At 73.1% G+C, this 22,091-nt stretch carries 20 protein-coding genes; 8 read left to right on the forward strand and 12 right to left on the reverse strand.

Annotated elements, in window-relative coordinates; translation table 11 throughout:
* Positions 1 to 27: 27 nt before the first annotated feature.
* Entirely contained in the window at positions 28 to 1,140 is a 1,113-nt protein-coding gene (locus OWR29_RS14020) for an epoxide hydrolase family protein (RefSeq protein WP_267563189.1), read from the reverse strand.
* Between the two features lie 100 nt (positions 1,141 to 1,240).
* On the opposite strand from OWR29_RS14020, the gene OWR29_RS14025 reads away from it, so the two are divergent.
* The 4 genes from OWR29_RS14025 to OWR29_RS14040 are packed head-to-tail and all read left to right on the forward strand — an operon-like array spanning position 1,241 to position 5,255.
* Positions 1,241 to 2,260, forward strand: coding sequence for an ArsR/SmtB family transcription factor (locus OWR29_RS14025; protein WP_267563272.1), 1,020 nt, complete (start codon positions 1,241 to 1,243; stop codon positions 2,258 to 2,260).
* 53 nt (positions 2,261 to 2,313) lie between these two features.
* The gene (locus OWR29_RS14030; protein ID WP_267563273.1) at positions 2,314 to 2,934 is read left to right on the forward strand and encodes a DNA-3-methyladenine glycosylase family protein; all 621 of its coding nucleotides are present in this window, start codon (positions 2,314 to 2,316) and stop codon (positions 2,932 to 2,934) included.
* Positions 2,935 to 2,961: 27 nt separating this feature from the next.
* On the forward strand, positions 2,962 to 3,651 hold the full coding sequence (locus OWR29_RS14035; protein ID WP_267563190.1) for a response regulator transcription factor: 690 nt from the start codon (positions 2,962 to 2,964) through the stop codon (positions 3,649 to 3,651).
* Positions 3,648 to 5,255: a sensor histidine kinase gene (locus OWR29_RS14040; RefSeq protein ID WP_267563191.1), complete on the forward strand. Its 1,608-nt coding sequence runs from the start codon at positions 3,648 to 3,650 to the stop codon at positions 5,253 to 5,255. The genes OWR29_RS14035 and OWR29_RS14040 overlap by 4 nt, the downstream gene beginning before the upstream one ends.
* Here OWR29_RS14040 and OWR29_RS14045 read toward each other — a convergent pair.
* Positions 5,233 to 6,312 carry an acyltransferase family protein gene (locus OWR29_RS14045; protein ID WP_267563192.1) on the reverse strand — a complete coding sequence of 360 codons (1,080 nt, stop codon included), beginning with the start codon at positions 6,310 to 6,312 and terminating at the stop codon, positions 5,233 to 5,235. The genes OWR29_RS14040 and OWR29_RS14045 overlap by 23 nt on opposite strands.
* A 116-nt stretch (positions 6,313 to 6,428) precedes the next feature.
* A complete protein-coding gene (locus tag OWR29_RS14050) occupies positions 6,429 to 6,743 on the reverse strand; it encodes a hypothetical protein (protein ID WP_267563193.1) in 315 nt (104 codons plus the stop codon).
* Positions 6,744 to 6,885: 142 nt separating this feature from the next.
* Here OWR29_RS14050 and OWR29_RS14055 point away from each other — a divergent pair, with 142 nt between their 5' ends.
* Complete coding sequence (locus OWR29_RS14055; protein WP_267563194.1) at positions 6,886 to 7,488, forward strand: zinc-dependent metalloprotease family protein; 603 nt, start codon at positions 6,886 to 6,888, stop codon at positions 7,486 to 7,488.
* Between the two features lie 18 nt (positions 7,489 to 7,506).
* Positions 7,507 to 8,538: a HEAT repeat domain-containing protein gene (locus tag OWR29_RS14060; protein ID WP_267563195.1), complete on the forward strand. Its 1,032-nt coding sequence runs from the start codon at positions 7,507 to 7,509 to the stop codon at positions 8,536 to 8,538.
* A gap of 7 nt (positions 8,539 to 8,545) precedes the next feature.
* On the opposite strand, the gene OWR29_RS14065 is transcribed toward OWR29_RS14060, so the two are convergent.
* Entirely contained in the window at positions 8,546 to 9,730 is a 1,185-nt protein-coding gene (locus OWR29_RS14065) for an MFS transporter (protein ID WP_267563196.1), read from the reverse strand.
* Between the two features lie 67 nt (positions 9,731 to 9,797).
* On the opposite strand from OWR29_RS14065, the gene OWR29_RS14070 reads away from it, so the two are divergent.
* Positions 9,798 to 10,808, forward strand: coding sequence for an ArsR/SmtB family transcription factor (locus tag OWR29_RS14070; RefSeq protein WP_267563197.1), 1,011 nt, complete (start codon positions 9,798 to 9,800; stop codon positions 10,806 to 10,808).
* Here the strand turns inward: OWR29_RS14070 and OWR29_RS14075 are convergent.
* The 6 genes from OWR29_RS14075 to OWR29_RS14100 form a co-directional block, all read right to left on the reverse strand.
* A complete protein-coding gene (locus OWR29_RS14075; protein WP_267563198.1) occupies positions 10,746 to 11,162 on the reverse strand; it encodes an SMI1/KNR4 family protein in 417 nt (138 codons plus the stop codon). The two genes, OWR29_RS14070 and OWR29_RS14075, sit on opposite strands and share 63 nt — an antisense overlap.
* A 35-nt stretch (positions 11,163 to 11,197) precedes the next feature.
* Complete coding sequence (locus OWR29_RS14080; RefSeq protein WP_267563199.1) at positions 11,198 to 12,013, reverse strand: ABC transporter ATP-binding protein; 816 nt, start codon at positions 12,011 to 12,013, stop codon at positions 11,198 to 11,200.
* On the reverse strand, positions 12,010 to 13,041 hold the full coding sequence (locus OWR29_RS14085) for a FecCD family ABC transporter permease (protein WP_267563200.1): 1,032 nt from the start codon (positions 13,039 to 13,041) through the stop codon (positions 12,010 to 12,012). Before OWR29_RS14085 ends, OWR29_RS14080 begins: the two co-directional genes overlap by 4 nt.
* Positions 13,038 to 14,084 carry a FecCD family ABC transporter permease gene (locus tag OWR29_RS14090; RefSeq protein ID WP_267563201.1) on the reverse strand — a complete coding sequence of 349 codons (1,047 nt, stop codon included), beginning with the start codon at positions 14,082 to 14,084 and terminating at the stop codon, positions 13,038 to 13,040. The genes OWR29_RS14085 and OWR29_RS14090 overlap by 4 nt, the downstream gene beginning before the upstream one ends.
* On the reverse strand, positions 14,081 to 15,124 hold the full coding sequence (locus tag OWR29_RS14095; RefSeq protein WP_267563202.1) for an iron-siderophore ABC transporter substrate-binding protein: 1,044 nt from the start codon (positions 15,122 to 15,124) through the stop codon (positions 14,081 to 14,083). Before OWR29_RS14095 ends, OWR29_RS14090 begins: the two co-directional genes overlap by 4 nt.
* A gap of 97 nt (positions 15,125 to 15,221) precedes the next feature.
* On the reverse strand, positions 15,222 to 17,744 hold the full coding sequence (locus tag OWR29_RS14100) for a helix-turn-helix transcriptional regulator (RefSeq protein WP_267563203.1): 2,523 nt from the start codon (positions 17,742 to 17,744) through the stop codon (positions 15,222 to 15,224).
* Between the two features lie 72 nt (positions 17,745 to 17,816).
* Here OWR29_RS14100 and OWR29_RS14105 point away from each other — a divergent pair, with 72 nt between their 5' ends.
* Positions 17,817 to 18,737, forward strand: coding sequence for an AEC family transporter (locus OWR29_RS14105; protein WP_267563204.1), 921 nt, complete (start codon positions 17,817 to 17,819; stop codon positions 18,735 to 18,737).
* Here the strand turns inward: OWR29_RS14105 and OWR29_RS14110 are convergent.
* Positions 18,712 to 19,110, reverse strand: a complete 399-nt coding sequence (locus OWR29_RS14110) for a carboxymuconolactone decarboxylase family protein (protein ID WP_267563205.1) — start codon at positions 19,108 to 19,110, stop codon at positions 18,712 to 18,714. The two genes, OWR29_RS14105 and OWR29_RS14110, sit on opposite strands and share 26 nt — an antisense overlap.
* Before the next feature lie 9 nt (positions 19,111 to 19,119).
* Positions 19,120 to 22,056: a LuxR C-terminal-related transcriptional regulator gene (locus OWR29_RS14115; RefSeq protein WP_267563206.1), complete on the reverse strand. Its 2,937-nt coding sequence runs from the start codon at positions 22,054 to 22,056 to the stop codon at positions 19,120 to 19,122.
* Positions 22,057 to 22,091: the final 35 nt, after the last annotated feature.

The raw sequence follows: 22,091 nt of genomic DNA on the forward strand, positions 1-22,091 counted from the left end.
TAGCGTTCGAAATTGTTTCCGGACGCGTCACAGCGTCCGGCCGAAGAAGGCTCGCAGGTCCTGGGCGACCAGGTCCGGCACCTCGAGAGCCGCGAAGTGGCCGCCCCGATCGAACTCCGACCAGTGCGCGATCCCGGTGTTGTCGCGCTCGGCGAGCGGCCGGATGGTCTGGAAGTCGTCCTTGAAGACGGCGACACCGAGCCGGCCGTGGCTGACCACTGTCTCCCGGGGCGGGTGCTGCTCCGCGTAGTGGTAGCGGACGGCGCCGGCCGAGGTGTTGGTGAGCCAGTACAGCGAGACCTGGGCCAGCACCTGCTCGGGTGTGACCAGGCTGGTGCCGTTGCCGAAGTTCTCGAACAGCTCGTTGTACGCCAGCTGGCCCACCGGGGAGTCCGACAGCGCGGCCGCGATCGTCTGCGGGCGGGTGCCGTTCATCGTGTTGTAGCCGCCGACCGACTGGAACCAGCCGGCGAACTCCAGCGCGGCGTATTCCGTTGGTCCGAACGCCTCGAACTCTGCCGGGTCGCCGGACGGGAAGGAGAACAGCTGGAGCACGTGCGCGCCCAGGAACCCGTCGGGGTCGAGCACCGCGAGCTCACGGCCGACCATCGCGCCGCCGTCGCTGCCGTGCGCGCCGTACGAGTCGTAGCCCAGCCGGCGCATCAGGGCGTCGTACGTGCGGGCGACCCGGTCCATCGTCCAGCCGCTGCCGAGGACCGGGGTGCTGAAGGCGAACCCGGGCATCGACGGGATGACGAGGTGGAAGTCGCCGGTGAGCAGCGGCGCCAGGTCGAGGAATTCGGTGAACGAGCCCGGATAGGTGTGCAGGAGCAGCAGCGGCGTCGCGTCCTCGCGGGCCGAGCGAAGGTGGACGAAGTGGATGGTCTGGCCGTCGATGTCGGTGGTGAAGTTCGGCACGGCGTTGATCCGGGCCTCCTCGGCGCGCCAGTCGAACTGCCGCCAGCGAGCGACCATGTCGGCCAGGTAGGACACGGGCGTCCCGTACTCCCAGCCGTCGCCCGAGGCCGGACTGGCATAACGGGTATTGGCGAGCCGGGTTCGCAGATCCTCGAGAGCCGGCTCGGGGATCGCGACGGTGAAGGGACGGATGCCTGTCGTGGTCGTTACGTTGGAGGTCATCAACAGCTCTCTCTTCGTCTGGTCGGCGCAGGTGTGATGATCAGGGGGCGCCGGGGTTCAGCCGGCGTGGTGTGCCGGATCCCAGCACAGGAGGACGAGCATCACCGTCACCGTGGTAGGGCTCGACGAGGCGTCGGGCGCCAACGTGCACTTCGCCGCCGGCGCGCTGGTGGAGCTGGGCAACCTCCTGCACGCGGTGCTGGCCCCCGAGCACCACGAACAAGGCGCACAGTGGGCGGCCACGCCGGCCGTGGCCGAGCTGCTTCCCGCCTTGAGGCAGTGGGCCTTCGTGGTACGCGCCATCCGCGCGCGGATCTTCATCGACGTGTCGATCGCCGGTCGAGCCGGCTGGGATTCGTGTCTGGAGGCAGTCCAGCGCCTCGACGCGGTGGAGATGAGCGACGCGCTGCTGCGTCCGCTCGGCGGTAGGGCCGGCGCGGAACGGTACCGAGGCCGCGAAAGCCTCGACGCCGCGACGGTGGCCGGCGTCCTGGCCGACCCGCAGGCGGCCCGCGAGCAATTCATCGCGTTGCTGCAGACCTGCTGGGAGCAGTTCTTCGGCGCCTGGTGGGAGCGGCGCGGCGCCGTCCTGGCCGACGAGGTGCTGCACCGGCGCCAGGTACTGCACCGCCAGGGGCTCTCCTCGGCGTTGCGAGACCTGCCCGGCATCAGCCACCTCGGCGCCGGCACGGTGGTGCTGGACAAGGTACGCGGCAAACGGCTGTCCGCAGCCGACCGCCCCGGCCTGGTCCTGATGCCCTCGACAGTGGTCGCGCCCCATCTGTACCTGGCCGACGAGCCGTCACTGCCGATCACGGTCATCTACCCGCTGACCGAGTCCCCGCCCGTCGTCGCCGGCGTCCTGCACCGGCGCCTGCAGGCGCTGGCGCACCCCGAGCGGCTGCAGGTGGCGCGGGCCATCGCCACGGAGGCCCGCTCGGCATCCGAGATCAGCCGGCTGTGGCACCTGCAGCGCAGCCGCGTGGCCCGGCATCTGCGCACCCTGCACGAGGCCGGCCTGGCCACCCGCCAGCGGAACGGTCGGTCTGTGCTCTACCGCCTGGACCTGCCCGTCGTCGACGCCCTCGGCACCGACCTGTCCCAGGTCCTGCTGCGCTGAACACCGCGGGAACCGGGGTTCGGGCGGGGTGGACGGGGCATCATCGGGGCGTGATGAGCGAGGACTTGCTGCGCGCCGGGGTCGGGGAGTTGGTGCGGCGGGAGCCGGTCTTCGCTGGGGTGGTGGAGCGGTTCGGGGTGCCGCCCACGTGGGCCCGGCCGCCGGGGATGGCGTCGCTGCTGCACATCATGTTGGAGCAGCAGGTGTCGTTGGCTTCGGCCAAGGCGGTGTTCGATCGGCTCCGGGTGCTGGCCGACCCGTTGACTCCCGAGAATCTGCTGCGGTTGGACGACGTACAGCTGCGGGAAGCGGGTTTCAGCCGGCAGAAAGCTCGCTACGCCCGGGCGGTGGCGAGCGCCGTGCGGGACGGGACTCTGGACTTCGGGAAGCTGGACGGGCTGAGCGACGACGAGGTGGACCGCCTGCTGCAAGCCGTACCGGGAATTGGGCCTTGGTCGTCGGCGATCTATCGGCTGTCGGTGCTGGGGCGGCCGGACGCTTGGCCGGCCAGTGATTTGGCGATTCTCGTCGGCGTCAAGGCGTTGTGGCGGCTGCCGGTGCTTCCGACGACGACCGAGGTGACGGAAAGGGCTGAGGCGTGGCGGCCGTGGCGGGCGGTGGCTGCTCGCCTGATCTGGCAGGACTACCTCGGCGTACGCGGGAAACGGGGTTGACTTGCGGATCTTTGCTTTCATCGGCCGGTGACCACCCGGATCCTGATCGCCGAGGACAACGCCAAGCAGGCGGAGCTGGCCGTCGCCTATCTGCGGCGGGAAGGACACCTGGTGACGCGGGTGGAGGACGGGCCGGCGGCACTCGAGAAGCATCGTGAGCTGCGGCCCGACCTCGTGGTGCTGGACGTGATGATGCCGGTCCTCGACGGGGTCACGGTGTGCCGGGTGCTGCGGGCCGAATCGGACATATTGATCCTCATGCTGACCGCGCGGACCGGGGAGGACGACGTCGAGCGGGGGCTGGACGCGGGCGCCGACGACTACCTGACCAAGCCGTACAGCCCGCGGGAGCTCGCGGCCCGGGTGCGCGCGCTGCTGCGACGCTCGGGGGTGCTTCGCGACAAAGACCAACCGGTTCTGCGTACGGGTGATCTGGAGGTCGACGTCGGGCGGTTCGAGGCACGCGTGGCCGGCCGCCCCGTCGTGCTGACGGCCAAGGAGTTCGGCATTCTCGAGGTGCTGGCCGGGACGCCGGGGCGGGCCTTCACCCGGGCCGAGATCATCGAGAAGGCGTTCGGCTTCGACAAGTACGTGCTGGAGCGCACCGTCGACGCGCATGTGCGCAACCTGCGCCGCAAGCTCGGCGACAACCCGGACGACCCGAGATACGTGCAGACCGTGTACGGGCGTGGCTACCGGCTCGCCGACCCGTCATGAGTTTCCGCGTACGGGTCTTCCTGCTGGTCGCCTTCGTCGCGCTCGGCGCCACGGGAGCCACCGCCGCCCTCATCCTGCGTCAGGCCGGCAGCCAGGTCCGCGAGGCGGCGACCGCCTCCCAGGAGACCACCGAGCTGATCCGCTCGACGCTGCGCGAAAAGGCAGTGCGCGACGGCACCTGGCAGGGCGTCGACATCACCGTGTCCGACCTGCGGGCGAAGACCGGCCAGCGGATCCGCCTGGTCGACCCGTTCGGCACCGTCGTCGTCGACAGCGACCACCTCGACGGGCGGGCCGGCCGGCCGCCGGGGCCGATCGTGGACGTGGTCGACCCGTCCCCGACGCTGGTCTTCGCGGCCGGCGACACCGCCCCGCAGAGCACCACGCTGAAGGCCATCCACGACTACCGGCAGGAGGTCCTGCTCGCCGCCTGCCTGCACAGCGGCGGGTACGGGTTCGCCGTCGTCACCGGCCCGGACGGCCTGCCCCGCCACCGCCTGGACGGCCTCTACAAGCTGGCCGACATCGGATGCAACCCGGAACCGGCCGACAAGACGCAGGAGCGGGAGGACCGTCGCGAGGTTCAGCAGTGCGGCCCGGGCGGCTCGGCCGCGGTGACGACCTGCCTGCAGGCCACGTTCCGGCAGCAGCTCGACGCCACGGCGGCCGGTCCGGAGCCGCTGACCCTCACGATCGGGGCCGGCGACGAACCGCCCGACTACCTCGACCCGGCCCCCATCCTGCTGATCACCCTGGTAGTGGCCGTGCTGGTGACCGGGGGCGCGCTGCTGATCAGCCGGCGTGTACTCAGCCCGATCGGCACCCTGACCGAGGCGGCCCGCAGCCTGGGCAGCGGCGACCGGTTCGGCCGGGTGCCCGACACCGCCCGCGACGAGCTGGGTGAACTCTCCCGGGCGTTCAACCAGATGGCCGACTCGGTGCGCGCGGCCGAGGCCGACCAGCGCCGCCTGATCGCCGACGTCGCCCACGAGCTGCGCACGCCGCTGGCCAACCTGCGCGGCTACCTGGAGGCGATGCAGGACGGCGTGCTCGAGCCGACGCCGGAACTGTTCGCCTCGCTGCACGACGAGGTCATCCACAACCAGCGCATCGTCGACGACCTGCAGGAGCTGGCCCTGGCCGAGGCGGGCGCCCTGGTCTACCACCGGGCCCCGACCGATCTGGCCGAACTGCTCGAGACTGTGCGTACGGCGTACCGGACCGACCTGGTGGTCGAGGCGCACGGTCCGCTGGTGGCCGAGGTCGACGCCGACCGGATCCGGCAGGCCGTCAGCAACCTGGTCGCCAACGCGCTGCGGGCCACCGCGGACGGCGGAACGGTCATCCTGCGGGCGCGGGCCGACGGCGACCAGGCGGTGCTCGAGGTGGCCGACACCGGCACCGGCATCGACCCCGAGCATCTGCCGCTGGTCTTCGACCGGCTGTGGCGGGCCGACCCGGCCCGCGGGCGCGACTCCGGCGGCAGCGGGCTGGGCCTGGCCATCGTCCGGCAGATCGTCCGCGACCACGGCGGCGAGGTTTCGGTGCGCAGCACGCCCGGGGAGGGCAGCACCTTCGCGATCAGCCTGCCACTAGCGACTTGAGCCGCGGCGCCAGCGGTCGCTCCACGAACCGGTGCACCAGCCAGGCGACCCCGAGCAGCAGCGCCACGGTGGCCGCGATCAGCAGCCAGGCCGGCAGGCCGGTGTGCTGGTGCGCGTTGCGCAGCAGGCTGTAGCCGATCCGCTGGTGCAGCAGATAGAAGGGGTAGGTGAGGGCGCCCGCGGTGGCCAGCGCGGGCACGTTCCAGCGGTCGGTGCCGCCCAGCGCGATCGCGGTCAGGACGGCCACGGCCAGCGTGAGGATGATCAGTGCGGGCGCGGCCGGCACCTCGAAGCCGGGCCGCAGATCGGCCACCCGGGCCGCCATCCGGGGCAGGGCGAGCAGCCAGCCGCCGATCACCAGCGCCCACAGCCAGAGCGTCGGCCCGTACCGCCGCATCAGGCAGAGCGCCACCCCGATCGCGAAGTAGGGCGCGAACGCCGGCATGACGATCTGATCGGTCCAGTCCGGCAGCAGGGGCCCGGCCGACGCCGCCACGAGCCAGACCGTGGCGAAGGCGGCCACCCGCTTGTAGGTCAGCCCCCACAGCACCAGCAGCCCGAACAGCAGATAGAAACGCAGCTCGGCCCAGAGAGTCCAATAGACGGTGTCGACCAGCCGCACCCCCGCCGGCTCAGCCAGCATGGTCAGATTCACGGCGATTTCCCGTACGGAGGGCACGCCGCTCACCGGCACCCCGGTGCTCACCGGCAGCACCGTCACGACGCCCGCCGTGATCACGACGCAGGCCCAGAACGCCGGATAAAGCCGCGCGATCCTGGCCGCCGCGAACTGCCGGGGCGTCCGATCGAAGGCGCTCATCCCGATCACGAACCCGCTGATCAGGAAGAACATCTCCACACCGAGAAACCCGTAGATCAACACATGACTGGCCGAAGGCAGATGAAACGCCGGCGCGTGCACCCCATCCAGCCGCCACGACACCGAGTAGTGGTAGCCCGCCACCCCCAACGCGCACACGAGCCGAAGCCCGTCCAACGCATGAAGCCGGGCCGCCTTCGTGGCCACCGGCCGGTCCACGACCATGCTGCTTGTCATGGCCGGGACCCTGAGCCCAACCTGTGCAGAACCGATGAAGACCCCGCGCATATCCCGTGTCAGCCGGCGGCCGCTGCCGGCCGGGGCAACCGTTTCTGAACTCGTGCGGGGAAGTCTTACCGCGACCGGCCGACGACGCGCCGCGGCCGGCAGAAGATCAACGCGAGACAGATGAGAACCAGCGGAGTAAGGCTCAGCCAGAAGCCGGAATCGCTCTCGATCACTCCCGCCCGCGCGCCGGCGCGAAGAAGACCGGCAACCAGCAGGGCAGCGCCGATCAGCAGCCAGAACGTGGCCGCCCGACCCGCAGTGGCCCAGGCCGGCCCGCCGTTCTTCGCCACCAGCGGGCCGCCCCGGACCCAGATCCACACTCCACGCCCGACGAAGGCAGCACCACCCAGCGCGCACAGAACCACCGCGACAACGCCCACAATCAGCAACCTAGACCCAGCCTGCCGCCCCCGGCCTGCCGGCCAGAATCCCGACGTGAGTCCGGCTCAGTCATCCACGCGACTGCGTGCCCTTGTCCAGCGTCGGGAGACTGTCGCCATCGCCGTTGCCACGGGAGGTCTGATGCGACCGTTACGCCCGCCGCGGGACGAGGAGGAACCGACCGGCGGTGGCGGCGCCCCGCCTCCGCCTCCGCCGATCCGGCACCTCGACATCAACATCATTCGTGTCGGCTTCGAGGATTTCACCGCCGAGGACGACGCCGAGCTGGCCAATGCGATTCAGGTGACGAGGGCCATCTACGCCAGGGTGCGATTGAATCTGCGGACGGTCACCTTCTGGCGCATCTCGGTCAGCGAGGCGGCGGAGCACGCGATCATCGACAGTGCCGCCGAGGCGGAGGACCTCACCTGGGACTGGACCGTTCCCAACGACGCCCTCGACGTCTTTGTGGTGCGGGTGATGAACGATGCCGACGGCTGGTCGGCGGTCGACGGCAGCTGCGACAAGAACTCCAAGGGCATGACGGGTTCGGTCGTGTCCCTCAACGGCGACGCCGCCAACTCGGCCAACACGCTGGCCCACGAGGTCGGCCACTATCTGGGCTTGGAGCACATCCCGGACGACGGGAACATCGTCGGGAACAACGGTAGCTCCGATGCCTTCACCGGGATCCACGCCTGGCAGGGCGTGGTGATGCGCCGCCACTGCTTCGTCAGGGCCTGACACCGCCGGAGGGGCGCGATGCCCGATCGACTCGATGATGTGTTCCACGCGAGCCATCGACTGCCGCCGGACGCGGCGTCCCGGCTCTCGGCCGACGACCTCTCACGGCTGCGGGCTCTGGCCACCGAACCCGGACGACAACGCGTGCCGGCCATGAACGCGCTGGTCGTCGCCGGGGATCCGGGGGTCGTCGACCTGCTCGCCGTGACGCTGCGGGACTCCGGCGCCGATCCGGCGGTGCGCGCCGCGTGGGCGATGCAACTGGCCGCGACCGGCCGGCCCGACGCGGAGGACGCGCTGGTGCGGGCGTTGCCGGAGGCCGGGCCGGCCGTTGTGCGGGCCCGGATCGCGGCTGCTCTGGCCCGGATCGGCAGCCCCTTCGTGCTGGACGACCTGGCCCGGCTGGCCGGCGACCCCGATCCCGCGGTCGGCCGGGTGGGCGCGTTCGCGCGGCACGTCGTCGCCTACCGCCACGGGATGCCCGGATTCGAGGTGCCGAGGCCGGACGATCAGGACCTGCTCGAGGTCGACGACGACCATGCCCCGCCGATGGCGGTGGGCCGGGCCGGCCCCGAGGAGAGCGCCGCGACGCTGGTCAGCCTGCGCAACGACACTTTCGGCCTGGCCCTTTCCGAGGACACCGGCCTGCGGATCGACTGCGGCGTGCGCCGGATGGTCTTCCTTTACTCGCAGGACTTCCTCCGCCGTGGCGCCGGCGGCCCGTTACGGCTGCCGATGATGCCCGGACTGATCGCCCAGCGAGGGCCGGACGGCAGCTACGCGACCCGGCTGGTTCTGCTCGCCGGCCCTCAGGACGGCGAGAGCTTCCATCTCGCGCTTTACCGCACGGACGGATACCAGATGATGGCCGGCGCGGCGACCATCGACGGCGAGGGAGCGGTGTTCGAGCTTCGCGGCGTCGGCGGTGTGCGCAACAAGTTGCCGGCGCTGCTCCGTGGCCGGATCCAGGGTGGCGAGTTCGTGCTCACGTCGGCAGCGGAGGCTCGTGCGGTGCCCGAGGCGTCGCACCCCACACCCGACTCGTTGTGAGTAGGCCTTACCGGCGGGGGATCAGGGTGGCCAGCAGCATCGTGGCGGCGCCGGCGGTGGCGATGGCCAGGGCGGGCGAGCTGGCCTCGGCGAGGACGCCCAAGGCCAGCGGGGCCAGGCCCTGGAAGGCCATCATGCCCGTGGACAGCAGGGCGAACAGGTGGCCCTGGCGGCCGTCGGGGGCGGCGGCCAGGAAGGCTCGTTGCAGGCCCAGGGCGTACGCGAAACCGAAACCGGCCACGACCAGGAGCGCGCAGACCAGGGGCAGGGCGACGTCGGCCAGGAGCACCAGCAGCGGCGCTCCCAGCAGCAGGACGAAGGCCGCCGAATAGCGTTCGCGCAGGCTGGGGCGTAGGAAGCGGCCCACGATGAAGTTGCCGGCCAGCATGCCTACTGCGGGGGCGGCCATCAGCAGGGCGGCCGCGCCGGCGGGGAAGCCGCGGGCCGCCCCGTACGAGACCAGCAGCGCCTCGGCCCCGGCGACCAGTGCGGACGGCAGCCACTGGGCCAGCAGCAGGCGGCGGACCACCGGGTCGGAGAACAGCACGGCCGTGCCGTGGAGGCTGTCGCGGACGGCGTTTCCGGGCTGGGCAGCTCCGTGGGTGGACGCGGAGAGGCCACGCCAGACGATGAGGGCGGCCACGGCGTGGCACGCAGCGGCGAACAGCAGGGCCTTCTGCGGGCCGAGCGCGGCCACGGCCACGCCGCCGCCGGCCAGGCCCAGCAGCTGCGCGGCCGAGGAGGACATGTTGGTCAGGGAGCGGCCCAGCACGTACGCGTCACCGGTCAGGTTTTCGGCGATGACCCGGGCTGCCGCGCCCGCGAACACCGGCGTACCCAGTGCCACCAGGCCGACCAGCAGCAGGCTGACCGCCACCGGCAGGTCGGCCAGGCCCAGCGTGGCGGCCAGCGCGGTCTCGACGGCGTACCCGGCCACGATCAGCGGCCGGGCCCGCAGCCGGTCGGTCAGCGAGCCCAGCAGCAGGCCGCCGAACAGCTGGGGCAGGAAGCCGGCGGCGAAGGCGAGCGCGCTCAGCAGCGGCGACCCGGTGCTCGCGTAGACCAGCACGGACAGCGCGAAGATCTGCAGCGAGGTGGCGCTGATGGCGAAGGTGCGGGCGACGAACAGAGCCCGGAAGGTGCGCTCGGCGAACACCTCGCGATAGGTGGCCGGACGGTCGGCGACGGTCATGCCATCAGGGTCGGGCAACCGGCGAAGGCCGACGAATGTTTCGCTCAGCGGCGTAAGGTCTCGTCCGATGCTGCGGTTTCTGGTCGGCGCCGAGGACCTGTTGCGCACCAGGTTCGCGCTGTCGCCCGTCTTCGAGTTGCAGCACCTGATCCAGGCGCTGGCCGGGCCGAACCGGCAACGCGTGCCCCGGGCCTGGCTGAGCCGGCTGCGGCCGCGCTTCGAACCGCTGCGGGCCGACCCGGCTCTCGAGGCGATGCTCGCGCTGTTCCTGCCCGGGCTGGGCGCGACGCTGCTGGCCCCGCCGCCGCGCCGCTACGGGCAGACGATCGCCGACGACCTCGAGGCGGTCCGCGAAGCGCCGGCCGACGCGGCGCGCAACGAGATCGACTTCTATCTGCGGCGGCGGCCCGACGTGAGCCCGGCGGCCCGCGCGATTCTCACCTCGGCCGACTCTCCCGGGCGGCTAGCGGATTTTCTTGGTACGGCGTGGGAGTCCCTGCTGGCCGAGGACTGGCCGATGCTGCGGCTGTTGTGCGAGCGGGACGTCGTGCACCGTACGGGCGAACTGAGCCGCGGCGGCTGGGCCGGCGCCATCGGCGGCCTGCACTCGCAGGTGCGCTGGCGCAACGGGGGCATCGACCTGCTCGGCCGGCCCGGCGGCGAGGTCGACCTGGGCGGCGCCGGTCTGCTGCTCGTCCCGTCGGTCTTCGTCTGGCCGGGGGTGGCCGTCTTCGCCGACGAGCCGTGGCCCAAGGCGATCGTCTATCCGGCCCGGGGCGTCGGCACCCTGCTCGAGAGCGGCCCGCCCGACCCGCCGGGCCACCTGTCGGCGCTGCTCGGCCGGTCCCGGGCCGTGCTGCTGGTCGCCCTGGCCCACCCGGCCAGCACCAGCCAGCTGGCCCGCGCCTTCGCCATGTCGACCGGCGCCGTCGGGGACCACCTCGCCGTACTGCGTCATTCCCGATTGGTCGAGCGGGCCCGGTCCGGCCGCTCGGTGCTCTACCGCCGCACGGCGCTAGGCGACGCCCTGGCGCGTCCGGGCGGACCAGAAGTCGCCGACGTCGTTGGCCATCCATAGCGGGGCCGGCGTCAGCGCGTCCCACAGGAACACGCCCGGCCCGCCGTCGCGCGGCACGCAGAACGGGCCGCCGGTGCCGTCGTCGCCGAACGCGACCAGCTCGCGCCGGCGGGGGCCGTCCTTGGCCCAGTCCATCTCGTTGCGCCCGGGCAGCCAGGCCAGCGGCCAGATGACGAACCACCGGCCGCGCTCGTCGTAGACGCCGTCGCTGACCAGGTACAGCCGCCGGAGCTGCAACGGCAGGCTCGCCTGCAGCCTCTCCTCGAACCGGGCCAGGTCCTCCTCGGTGGCCGCCGCCTGCAACTTGAAGCCGACGGCGGTGGTCAGCAGGCGGTGCCAGTCAGTCAGAACCATGCCCGAATTGTCCCACTTCTCGCCCGAGAAGCCGATCAAGCCATGCGCGAGCTCTCTACGTGGTGGCGGCCGAGCGGCAGCATCAGCGGCTTTCCTGACGTGGGATCGGTGATCACCTGGCTGTCCAGGCCGAACACCGCCCGTACGCAGTCCTCGGTCAGCACCGACGCCGGGTCGCCCGCCGCGTGCAGCTTGCCGTCGGCCAGGGCGATCAGGTGGTCGCTGTACCGGGCGGCCATGTTCAGGTCGTGCAGCACCATCACGATGGTCGTGCCCCGGTTCCGGTTCAGGTCGGTCAGCAGGTCGAGCACCTCGACCTGGTGGCTGACGTCGAGGAATGTGGTCGGCTCGTCGAGCAGCAGCAGGTCGGTCTGCTGGGCCAGCGCCATGGCGATCCAGACCCGCTGGCGCTGGCCGCCCGACAGCTCGTCGACCGGGCGGTCGGCCAGGTCGGCCGTGTGCGTGGCGTCCAGCGCGGCCGCCACCGCCTCATCGTCCTCGCGGCTCCAGCGGGACAGCAGCCGCTGGTGCGGGTTGCGGCCGCGGCCGATCAGGTCCGCCACGGTGATGCCCTCGGGGGCGATCGGCGACTGCGGGAGCAGGCCGAGCGTGCGGGCCAGCTCCTTGGCCGGCATCTTGTGCACCTCGCGGCCGTCGAGCAGCACGTGCCCGTGCCGGGGCGCCAGCAGCCGGGACATCGAGCGCAGCAGCGTCGACTTGCCGCACGCGTTGGCCCCGACGATCGCGGTGATCCGGCCCGGGGGCACGGCCAGGTCGAGCGACTCGATGACCGTGCGGTCGCCGTAGCCGAGCTTCAGCGACTCGACGAGCAGGGTGTGGGTTGCGGTCACAGCGAGCCTCCCGCGCGGTTGGTGCGGATGAGCAGGTAGACGAGGTACGGCGCGCCGAGCACGCCGGTGACGACCCCGACCGGGTAGCGGGTGTCGAACGCGTACTGGCCGATCAGGTCGGCCCCCAGCACCAGCAGGGCGCCGACCAGGCCGGACGGCACGAGCAGGGAGCCGGCCGAGCCGATGATCCGGGCCGCGATGGGGCCGGACAGGAAGGCCACGAAGGCGATCGGGCCGGTGGCGGCGGTGGCGAACGCGAGCAGCCCGACGGCGGCCACGATCACCACGATGCGGGTGCGTTCCAGCCGTACGCCGAGGGCCGCGGCGGTGTCGTCGCCGAGTTGCAGCATGAACAGGTTGCGGGCCTGACCCAGCAGCAGCGGCCCGAGCACGAGCAGAGCCAGCGCCACCTGCAGCGTCTCGTCCCAGGTGGCGCCGTTGAGGCTGCCGGTCAGCCAGCGCTGGGCCTGCTGCAGATCCCACTGGGCGGCCTGACTGAGCACGTACGCGGTGGCGCTGTCGAGCATGGCGGCGATCCCGATGCCGATGAGGATGAGCCGGGTGCCGGCCACCCCGTCGCGGAACGACAGCGTGTAGACGACGATGGCCACGCCGAGCCCGGCCACGATGGCGAACACCGACACCCCGGTCTCGGTCAGCCCGAGCACCACGATGGCGAAGGCCGCCGCCGCGCTCGCGCCCGAGGTGATGCCGATGACGTCGGGGCTGGCCAGCGGGTTGCGCAGCATGGTCTGGAAGGTGACCCCGCCGATGCCGAAGCAGAACCCGGCCAGCGCGGCCAGCGTCGCCCGGGGCAGCCGCAGCTCGCCCACGGTGAACGACGCGCCGGGCACGGTCTCGCCGAGGACGACGCGCCAGATCTCGGACAGGGTGTAGAAGGTCTCGCCGACCATGAGGGACACGACGTAGACGGCGACGACCAGAATTGCCAGTACGCCGATCACGAGCACGCGGCGGCGGGAGCGCCGCACCCGGTTGTGCACGACGGCCTGCGGAGTGGTGGTCACAGTTCGCGCACCTTCTGCCGCCGGACGAAGTAGATGAAGAACGGCGCCCCGATCAGCGCCGTGATGATGCCGACGTCGATCTCCTGCGGGCGCGCCACGATCCGGCCCACCACGTCGGCCGCGGTCAGCAGGGCCGCGCCGACCAGGGCCGACGAGGGCAGCAGCCAGCGGTGGTCGAGCCCGACCAGCAGCCGGCAGAAGTGCGGCACGACCAGGCCCACGAAGGCGATCGGCCCGGCCACGGCGGTGGAGGCGCCGCACAGCAGCACCGCGCCCAGGGCGGCCACGCCCCGCACCACGGCCACGCGTTCGCCCAGCCCGGCCGCGAGCTCGTCGCCCAGGGCCAGCGAGTTGAGCGCCTTGGCCGAGAGCAGCGAGACGACGAAGCCGACGACGAGGAACGGCAGCACGTGCCGCAGGCTGTCGTACGAGGCGCCGCCGACCCCGCCGATCATCCACGACTGGAAGCCGGTCGCGATGTCGCTCCGGGGCAGCACGAACGCGCTGATCAGCGAGGCCAGGGCGGCCGAGATGGCGGCGCCGGCCAGGGCCAGCTTCAACGGCGTAGCTCCGCCCCGGCCGAGGGAGCCCACGGCGTACACGAAAACCGCGGTGACCGACGCGCCCAGGACGGCCACCCAGATGTAGCCGGTGGCGGTGGACAGGCCGAACGAGACGATGCCGGTGACCACGGCCAGCGAGGCGCCCATGTTGACGCCGAGGATGCCCGGATCGGCCAGGGGGTTGCGGGTGACGCCCTGCATCACGGCGCCCGACAGGCCGAGCGCCGCGCCGACCAGGACGGCCAGGAACGTACGGGGAATGCGCTTGACCACCGACGCCTGGCCCAGGTTGTCGTCGTGGCCCTGGACGCCGGCCACGATGTCGGACCAGCCGACGATCCGCGAGCCGAACGCGACCGACGCGATCATGATCAGCGCGAGCGCGACCAGGCCGGCCAGGATCCACAGCGTACGCACCCGTGCCGGGCGCCGCCGGGATGCGGCGGGACCCGGCACGGAGCGGGAGGCGAGCTGCGTCATGACACCTTGTCGGCGGCGGTGGCGAGCAGGTTGACGTAGTCGTCGAGCACGTACGGGATGGCCAGCACGGTCGGGTTGGCCGCGGTGGCGAGCGGGGTGCTGCCGACCAGGCTGACCACCGAGCCCCGCTCGAGCGCCGGGATCTTGGACAGCAGCGGGTCGGCCTGCAGCTTGGCCAGCTGGTCCTCGCTGTCGGCGTACATCACGATGACGTCGACGTCGTCGAACGCCTGGATCTGCTCGGAGCTCTTGTTGAGCGTGAAGGCGTCGGTGCCCTGCGAGTCCTTCTCGACCACGTCGGCGATCTTGAGGCCGAGATCGCTGAAGAACTGGGTCCGGGTGTCGTGCGAGGTGTAGTAGCCGATCTTGCTGAGGTCGGTCGGGTCGATGTGCGTCACGAACATCGTCTGCTTGCCGGCCAGCTGCGGCTTCTTGGCGGCCGCGTCCTTCATGGCCTTCTCGGTGTTCGCGATCAGCTCGTCGCCCTGCGCCTGCAGGCCGAGGGCCTGGCTGGAGAGCTTGACGATGTCGCGCCACGGGGTGGCCCAGGGGGCGTCCGGGTAGGCGATGACCGGCGCGATCTTGCTCAGCGTGTCGTAGTCCTGCTGGGTGATGCCGGAGTACGTGGCCAGGATGACGTCGGGCTTGGTGTTCGCGACCGCCTCGAACGCGATGCCGTCGGTCTCGTCGAACATGACCGGGGTCTGGCCGCCGAGCTCCTTGATCTTCTCGCCGACCCACGGCAGCATGCCGTCGCCGTCGTCGTCACCGAAGTTGGCCTTGGCCATGCCGACCGGGACGATGCCCAGCGCCAGCGGCACCTCGTGGTTCTCCCACTGCACGGTGGCGACGCGTTCGGGCTTCTTCTCGATCGTGGTGGTGCCGAGCTTGTGCTTGATCGTGATCGGGAACGAGGCGGTCGCGGCGGAGCTGCCGCCGGCGGCCGGCTCGCCGGTCTCGTCGGAACCGCCGCCACAGGCGGCGAGCGCCAGCGTGGCCGCGGTGGCGACAGCGGCCGCCAGCAAACGGTGAGCGCGCATGCGCGTTCTCCAGTCTTCAAATCTTCAAGTAAGGGGTGCCTAACCTAACAACGAAGTCTGAGGGCATCAAACCGCCTCGGCAACTCAGGGGCGCAGGTCACGGCCGGTCGAGGGCGTCGCGCAGGGCCGCCCGCGATCTGATACCGAGCTTCGCGAAGACGTGATGCAGGTGGAACTGGACCGTCCGGGGCGACAGGAACAGCCGGGCGCCGATCTGCTTGTTGGACAGTCCGGCCGCGGCCAGCCGGGCGATCTCGCCCTCCTGCGGGGTCAGCGCCGAACCGCCGGGCCGTTCGGGCGCCGTCGCGCGCAGCTCGGCCGCGGCCCGCTGCGACCACGGCTCCGCGCCCAACCGCTCGAACGTCTCGGCCGCTTGCAGCAGCTCGGCCCGGGCGGCGGTCACCGCGCGCATCCGGCGCAGGCGCTCGCCGTGCAGCAGCCGCACCCGGGCCAGGTCGAACGGCCACCGGTCGGCGCCGGGCGCGGCCAGCGCGCGTTCGAACAGGACGGTCGCCCGGTCGTCGGGGGCGGTGACGGCGGCCGCCGCGTCGGCCAGCAGGGCCAGGCGGGGCGAGACGTGCCGGGTGCCCGCGGTCCCGACGGCCGCGACGTGGGCCGCCGCCTCCTCGGTGCGGCCGGCCCGGGCGGCCGCCTCGACCAGGTCCAGTTGCGTCTGCACGGCCCACGGGACGTGCGAGGCCAGCGTCCCGGCCGGGCTGATCCGGCTCGCGTGCAGGTAGGCCTGCTCGAAGTCGCCGCGGCCGAGGGCCACCACCGTGCGCACCTGCCAGGCGTACGTCCGGACCAGCCCGACCCCGCGCGGCGTGGCCCAGTGCAGCAGTTCGGCCGCGATCGCGAGCGCCGTCCGGTCGTCGCCCCGGGCGGCCGCCACCTGCGCCTGCACGTGCCGGCCGGGCAGGGCGAGCAGCACGTACCCGTGCTCGCGGCACCGCGCGGCGGCGTCGTCGGCCAGCCGCTGCGCCTCGTCCCAGCGGCCCCGGGCGTACGCGTGCCGGGCCAGCAGCATCTGCGCGTTCAGCCCGACCGCCAGCCCGTCGCCCTGCGCCACCCGCTCCAGCGCGTCGTGGCAGGCGTCCTGCCGGTCGGTGACCTGGGCGACCAGCCCGAGCCGGATGATCCAGGCCGGGTCGGTCTCGCGTGGCAGCCCGGCCAGCGCGGCGTCGAGCCGGTCGAGCACGCCGGGCGTCAACCGGGCCGGGTCGGCCAGGACGTCGTGGCTGAGCCGCACGATCTCGGAACTGTCGTCGTCGAGGGCGGCCCGCAGCGGCTGCCACAGCGCGGGCCGGCCGCCGAAGAAGCACACCGACACCAGCGTGTAGAGCGCCTCCTCGACGGCCGCCCGCCCGGCGTCCTTCATCGTGCGGTCGTCGGCGAGCGCCCCGGCCAGCAGCCGGTGGGCCGTGTCGATGTCGCCCTCGCCGTTGAGCAGCACGTGGGCGGCGGTCACGGCGATCTGCAGCGAGCCGCGGGGGACGGGGAGCGCCTGCCGGGCCGGCGGCAGCCGCCCGATCGAATGGGCCCCGACGTACGCCGCCGCCGCCCGACGCCGGCTGCGGTCGGCCGGACCGGGGGTGAGCTCGGCCGCCCGGGTCAGTGCGGCCACTGCCCCGACGGTGTCGCCCCGGTCCAGCACCGAGCGCGCGGACCGCTCGAGGCGGGCGGCCACGCTCTCGTCGGGCCAGACGGTGGCCTCGCCCAGGTGCCGCGCGCTGCGGTCGGGCTGGTCGGCGAACAACTCGGCCAGCCGCTGGTGGGCCCGGCGCCGCTCGGCCCCGGTGGACAGGTCGATCGCCGTCGACCGGATCAGCGGGTGCCGGAACACGAGCCGGCCCGTGGCGTCGTCGAGGTGCAGCAGCCGGGCGCGTTCCAGGTCACCGAGAGCTCCGGCGTCGGTGACGAGCCGCCGGTCGCCGGTGGTGTCGAGCGCCGCCAGCAGCAGCAACCACCGGGCCGGCTCGGTCAGGGCGCGCACGTGCGGCGCGAACAGCTCGCGCAGGCGCCGGCTCGGACCGGTCGGCAATTCCAGCAGCGCCAGCGGGTTGCCCTGTGCCTCGGCCAGCACCCTTTCCCGCTCGGCGGCGGGCAGGGCGGGAAAACGTTGACGCAGAAGGCGATCGGCCGCCTCGCCGGTGAGGGGCCGGATCTCCCGTACGGGCATGTCGCCGTACCGGAAAAAGCTGCCCAGCCCCAGCCGCGCCGCCCCCAGAAACGCCACCTCGCGCGCGACCACCTCGAGCACGGCCGCGCTGGCCCGGTCGATCCACGACAGATCGTCGACGACCAGCAGCACCGGCCGTTCCGCCCGGCGCAGCAGCGCGAGCACGGCCTCGGCCACCACCGCCCGCTCCGGCATGTCACCCTCGGCGCCGCCCAGCGCGACCTCGAGCACGTCGTCCCACCCGGCCCGCAGCGGCAGCAGAAGCTGGTGCAGCGCCGAGAAGGGCAGATCGGCCTCGAGCTCGACCCCGGTGGCGCGCAGCACGAGCCGCCCGCGCTGCCGGGCCCGGGCCGCGGCCGCGTCGAGCAGCGTGGTCTTGCCCACCCCGGGCTCACCGGTGACCAGCAGCGCGCCCAGGTCGTCGACGAAAGCCTCGCTCACCCTTTCCGACCGTAGGCCCTCTAGCACGTTCACGCGATGCCCCGGGGCGGCCCGATCGGGGATCCTGGCCGCATGGCCGGTGAGATCGCGACCGCCCTGCTGCCCGTCTTCTTCGTGCTGGCGCTCGGCTACGGCGCGGGCAAGCGCGGGCTGGTCGACAACACCAATGTGGACACGCTCAACACCCTCGTCATGTCCATCGCGCTGCCCATCGCGCTGTTCACCAGCCTGGCCGCCGGGCGCCGGGACGCGGTGCTGGCGCGCTGGCCCCTGGCCGTGAGCTTCTTCCTGGCCATGGCGGTGGTCTACGCCGGGACGTACGTGGTGCAGCGGCGCATCCATGGGCTGAAGCCCGGTGAGGCCGCGTTGCAGGCGCTCACCGTGGCCTTCCCGAACCTGGCCGCCGTGGGGTTGCCGCTGGTCGGCTCGGTGCTCGGGCCGGACGCTGTGCTCAGCGTGGCCGCGGCGCTCGGCATCGGGTCGATCACGCTCACGCCGTACACCATCGTGGTTCTGGAACGGGAACGCGGCGGCGCGGTGGGCCGGGTGATCCGCAAGTCACTGCGCAACCCGGTCGTGCTGGGGCCGCTGCTGGGCCTGGCCTGGTCTCTGTCCGGCCTGCCGCTGCCGGACGTGTTGCGGGCGACGCTGACGGCGATCGGCTCGGTGACCGGCGGGGTCGCGCTGTTCCTGACCGGCCTGGTGCTCTCGGCCCAGGCCGTCGAGTTCAGTCGCAACGCGTACGTGTCAACGGTCGTCGCCGCTGTCGTCCGGCCCGGTCTGGGGTATCTCGCCGTCCTCGCCTTCGGGCTCACCGGGCCGCTCGCTCAGGAGACGGTGCTGCTGCTGGCCGTCCCGCCCGGCTTCTTCGGCGTGCTGCTGGGGATCGGCTACCACGTGCGGCCGGCCGTCGCCGGCACGACATTGCTGTTCGCGACGCTGGCCTCGGCCGTCACGCTCAGCGCCGTCATCGCCCTTCTTCCGCGGTTCTAGCCTTCTCGGCGAACACTTCGGCCGCGATGGCGTAGCTGTCGAAGGCCCTCGCCACTCCCGCGTAGACGGCGATCTGGATGAACGCCTCCACGATCTCCTCCGGCGTGACGCCGCTGTTCAGCGCGATCCGCAGCTGCCCGCGCAGGGGTTCGAGAATGCCCAGGCCGGCCGCGATGGTGACCGAGACCAGCGCCCGGGTGCGGGTGTCCAGGAATTCGGTGCGGGGCCAGGCGTCGCCGAAGGCGTGCTCGGTGGCGATCCGCTTGAAGTCGGCGGCGTTGGGCGGCTCGCCCTCGCCGGCCCCGAGAAAGCGTTCGAGCCGGAAGCCGAGCAGCTTCTCGGCGGTGTCCAGGGCGCGGGCGTAGTCGCTCATGTCTCTCTCCTAGGAATTGTCGCGGAGCTCGTGCGCGAGCTGCACCCGCGAGCGGATGCCGAGCTTGGTGAAGACGTTGCGGACGTGGGTGTTCACGGTGTGCGGCGACAGGTGCAGCTCGCCCGCGGCGCGACGGTTGGTCGCCCCGGCCGCGACCAGGCGGACCACTTTCAGCTCGGCGTCGGTCAGGCTTTCCCAACCCTTTCCCGTACGGGTGGCAGCCGGCCGCCCGGCGCCGTGCTCCCGCAACGACCGGCGCACGCGCTGGACATCGGCCTCGGCGCCGGCGTCGGCGAACCCGGCCAGCGCCTCCTCGAGCCGGCGCACGGCCTCGTCCCGGTCGCCGGGCGGCAGCGCAGCAGCCGCGTCCTCCCGGGCGCCCGCCGCGAGCAGCGGGCGACCGGCGGCGGCCTGCAGCTTGGCCGCGGCCGACAGCTGCTCGGCGTCGCCGGTGAGCAGCCCCTGCACGTGAGCCGCGACCGCCGAGCCGGCCCGCGACGAGACGACCAGAAGCCGCTCGCGCAGCCCTTCGTCGCCGGCCGCCGCCGCGATGCGACCGGCCGAGACGAGGAAGGCGAAGTCCACCGGCAGCGGCGGCGTGACTCCGAGGAGCGGATCGTCCCGGAGCAGCCGAGCCGCCTCGTGGGCATCTCCGCGGCCGGCGGCGGTCAGGGCCGGCACGCGCGCGGCCCAGCGGCGGCCGGCCGGGCTGTCGCCGGTGCGCAGCTTCCGGGCGGCCCGTCCCAGCGCGGCGTCGCCCAGGTGCTGGGCCAGGAAGGACAGGGTGATCATGCGGAGCAGGTCGTTCCCGGCGTCCGGCTCGGCCGGCGTCCGCGCTTCGGCCTGCGCTCGCGCCTCGGGCAGGTGCCCGCCGGCCTGCGCTCGCGCCTCGCTCAGGTGCCCGCCGGCCAGCGCCCGCGCTTCGGCCAGGCGCCCGCCGGTCAGGTGCATCATCGCGGAGAGCTGGACGCCCCGCGCGAGCAGCGGCGCATCTCGTTCGGCGCGGGCCCGGCGCAGGCACTCGGCCAGGGTGGCCTCCGCGTCCCCGATTCGCCCGAGGTGGTGCAGCACCACGGCGGTGAGCAGGTCGCGCGGCCCCGCGTCCGGATCGCCGGGATCGGCCGTGCTGAGCACGCGGTCGACTATGGCCGCGGCAAGCGCCCCCGACCCGCGCGCGCTGTGCACCCCGGCCAGTACCAGCCGGGCCATGTCACAGCTGTCGGGCGAGGCCACCGCCACCCGTTCCGCCTCGCCCAGCTCCCCGTCCTCGAGCAGGTTGAAGGCGAGCCACGCCGAGTGCCGCGCCCGAACGGCCAAGGGAACGCCGCGCAGGGCAAGTCCCGCCTTGTTCTCGGCGGCGCGCTCGGCGGCCGGGCGGTCGAGCAGGGTGGACAGGACCAGCCGGACGGCGGCCCCCTCAGCCATCGGCAGCAGGCCGCCACCCAGCACCCGGCCGGCCAGGTCCCGGGCCCCGCCCGCGTGGCCGGCCCGGCGCAGCTGGTCCAGCGCCTCCAGGGCCACCTCGCCGCGGTCCCCGTCGCCCGGCGGCAGCAGCTCGAACGCCCGCACCAGCATCCCGGCCGCCGCCCCGGGATCGCCGACCGCCCGCGCCGATGCCCGCAACGCCGCGATCGCCGCCCGGTCATCCGGCCGGGCGCTGCCGGCCAGCAGCGCCGCCACTTCGGCCGGGGCCGCCCCGGTGCGCAGCAGCACATCGGCCGCCTCGCGTTCCAGCGCCCGGCGCAGCGAGTCCGGCAGCGTGGCGCGGGCCGCCCGGCGCAGCAAGGCCGGATCGAAGCGGATGTCCCCACCCTCGACGGCGAACAGCCCGGCCCGCACCACCTCGTCCAGCGGCTCGATCAGGTCGGCCGGCCCGCACCGCAGCAGCCCGGCCAGCTGCGCCGCGGTGAACCGAGCCGGCAGCGCGCCCGCCACCCGTACCGCCCGCCGGGCCGCCGGCGTCAGTGCACACATCCTCTCCACCAGCGCCACCGTGACCCGCCGCGGCACGGCGGCCTCGAAGCCCTCCTCGTCCACCCCTCGAAACAGCTCCGCCGTCATCCGGCGCGGCTCGGCGGTGCCCGGATATTCCTCGCGCAGCCCACGGCCCGGCTCGGCCGTCATCCGGCGCGGCCCGGCGGCGTTCAGACCGTCCTCGCCCGGCCCGCGGACTGGCTCCGCCGTCATTCGGCGCGGCGCTGGGGCGGCTGGGCCTTCTTTGTGCAGTCCGTGGGCCGGCTCGGCCGTCAGTCGGCGCGGTCCGGTGGCGGTCAGGCCCTCCTCGTGCAGGCCGCGGACCAGCTCGGCGGTCCAGAACGGATGGCCGCCGGCGATGTCGGCTGCGGCGCGCAGGGCCGGCCCGGCCGTGGGCACCAGGTCGGTGACCAGGATGGCCCGGGCCTCGGCGGATAGCGGGCCCAGCCGCAGCACCTCGGCGTCCGCCCGTTCCAGGTGGGTCATCAGCTCGCCGGCGGCCGGGCCGGCCTGGCCGCGCCGGCCGGCCAGCAGCCACAGGATGCGTCGGTCGCGCAGGCGGGCGATCAGGCTCCGGATCGCCGTGGCGGTGTCGCCGTCCACGGTGTGCAGGTCGTCGAGCACGAACACCAGCGGGGTGCGGGCCGCCGCTCCGGCCAGGGCGTCGCCCAGGTCGTGCACCATCCAGAAACCGGGCTCGGCCCGGAAGGCGCGCGGCTCGGCCTCGAGCACCGCGGCCGGCAGCGGCCCGAGCCGCCCGCGGGCGCCGGCCCGCAGCACCCGCATCCCGGCCCGGTCGCCGCGGGCGGCGATCTCGCCGGCCAGCGCGGTCTTGCCGATGCCGGGCGGGCCGTCGAGCAGCAGCACCGAGCCCTCCCCGGACCGGGTCGCGGAGAGGTGGTCGTCGGCGATCGCGATCTCGCAGCCGCGGCCGCGAACGCCGGTCATCGTCGTCGGTGAGCGGACCTCCATGCCGCCAGCCTGATCGTCCGGGCCGCCCGGGACAT

It is taken from the genome of Paractinoplanes pyxinae (genome assembly GCF_026626335.1).
In the GTDB taxonomy this organism is placed as follows: domain Bacteria; phylum Actinomycetota; class Actinomycetes; order Mycobacteriales; family Micromonosporaceae; genus Actinoplanes; species Actinoplanes pyxinae.

Bases quoted from the DNA above. Each gene is read 5' to 3' on its own strand.
- OWR29_RS14020 (WP_267563189.1), bottom strand. From the start codon at position 1,140: ATGACCTCCAACGTAACGACCACGACAGGCATCCGTCCCTTCACCGTC.
- OWR29_RS14030 (WP_267563273.1), top strand. From the start codon at position 2,314: ATGAGCGAGGACTTGCTGCGCGCCGGGGTCGGGGAGTTGGTGCGGCGG.
- OWR29_RS14040 (WP_267563191.1), top strand. From the start codon at position 3,648: ATGAGTTTCCGCGTACGGGTCTTCCTGCTGGTCGCCTTCGTCGCGCTC.
- OWR29_RS14045 (WP_267563192.1), bottom strand. From the start codon at position 6,312: ATGACAAGCAGCATGGTCGTGGACCGGCCGGTGGCCACGAAGGCGGCC.
- OWR29_RS14055 (WP_267563194.1), top strand. From the start codon at position 6,886: ATGCGACCGTTACGCCCGCCGCGGGACGAGGAGGAACCGACCGGCGGT.
- OWR29_RS14060 (WP_267563195.1), top strand. From the start codon at position 7,507: ATGCCCGATCGACTCGATGATGTGTTCCACGCGAGCCATCGACTGCCG.
- OWR29_RS14065 (WP_267563196.1), bottom strand. From the start codon at position 9,730: ATGACCGTCGCCGACCGTCCGGCCACCTATCGCGAGGTGTTCGCCGAG.
- OWR29_RS14070 (WP_267563197.1), top strand. From the start codon at position 9,798: ATGCTGCGGTTTCTGGTCGGCGCCGAGGACCTGTTGCGCACCAGGTTC.
- OWR29_RS14075 (WP_267563198.1), bottom strand. From the start codon at position 11,162: ATGGTTCTGACTGACTGGCACCGCCTGCTGACCACCGCCGTCGGCTTC.
- OWR29_RS14090 (WP_267563201.1), bottom strand. From the start codon at position 14,084: ATGACGCAGCTCGCCTCCCGCTCCGTGCCGGGTCCCGCCGCATCCCGG.
- OWR29_RS14095 (WP_267563202.1), bottom strand. From the start codon at position 15,124: ATGCGCGCTCACCGTTTGCTGGCGGCCGCTGTCGCCACCGCGGCCACG.
- OWR29_RS14105 (WP_267563204.1), top strand. From the start codon at position 17,817: ATGGCCGGTGAGATCGCGACCGCCCTGCTGCCCGTCTTCTTCGTGCTG.
- OWR29_RS14110 (WP_267563205.1), bottom strand. From the start codon at position 19,110: ATGAGCGACTACGCCCGCGCCCTGGACACCGCCGAGAAGCTGCTCGGC.
- OWR29_RS14115 (WP_267563206.1), bottom strand. From the start codon at position 22,056: ATGGAGGTCCGCTCACCGACGACGATGACCGGCGTTCGCGGCCGCGGC.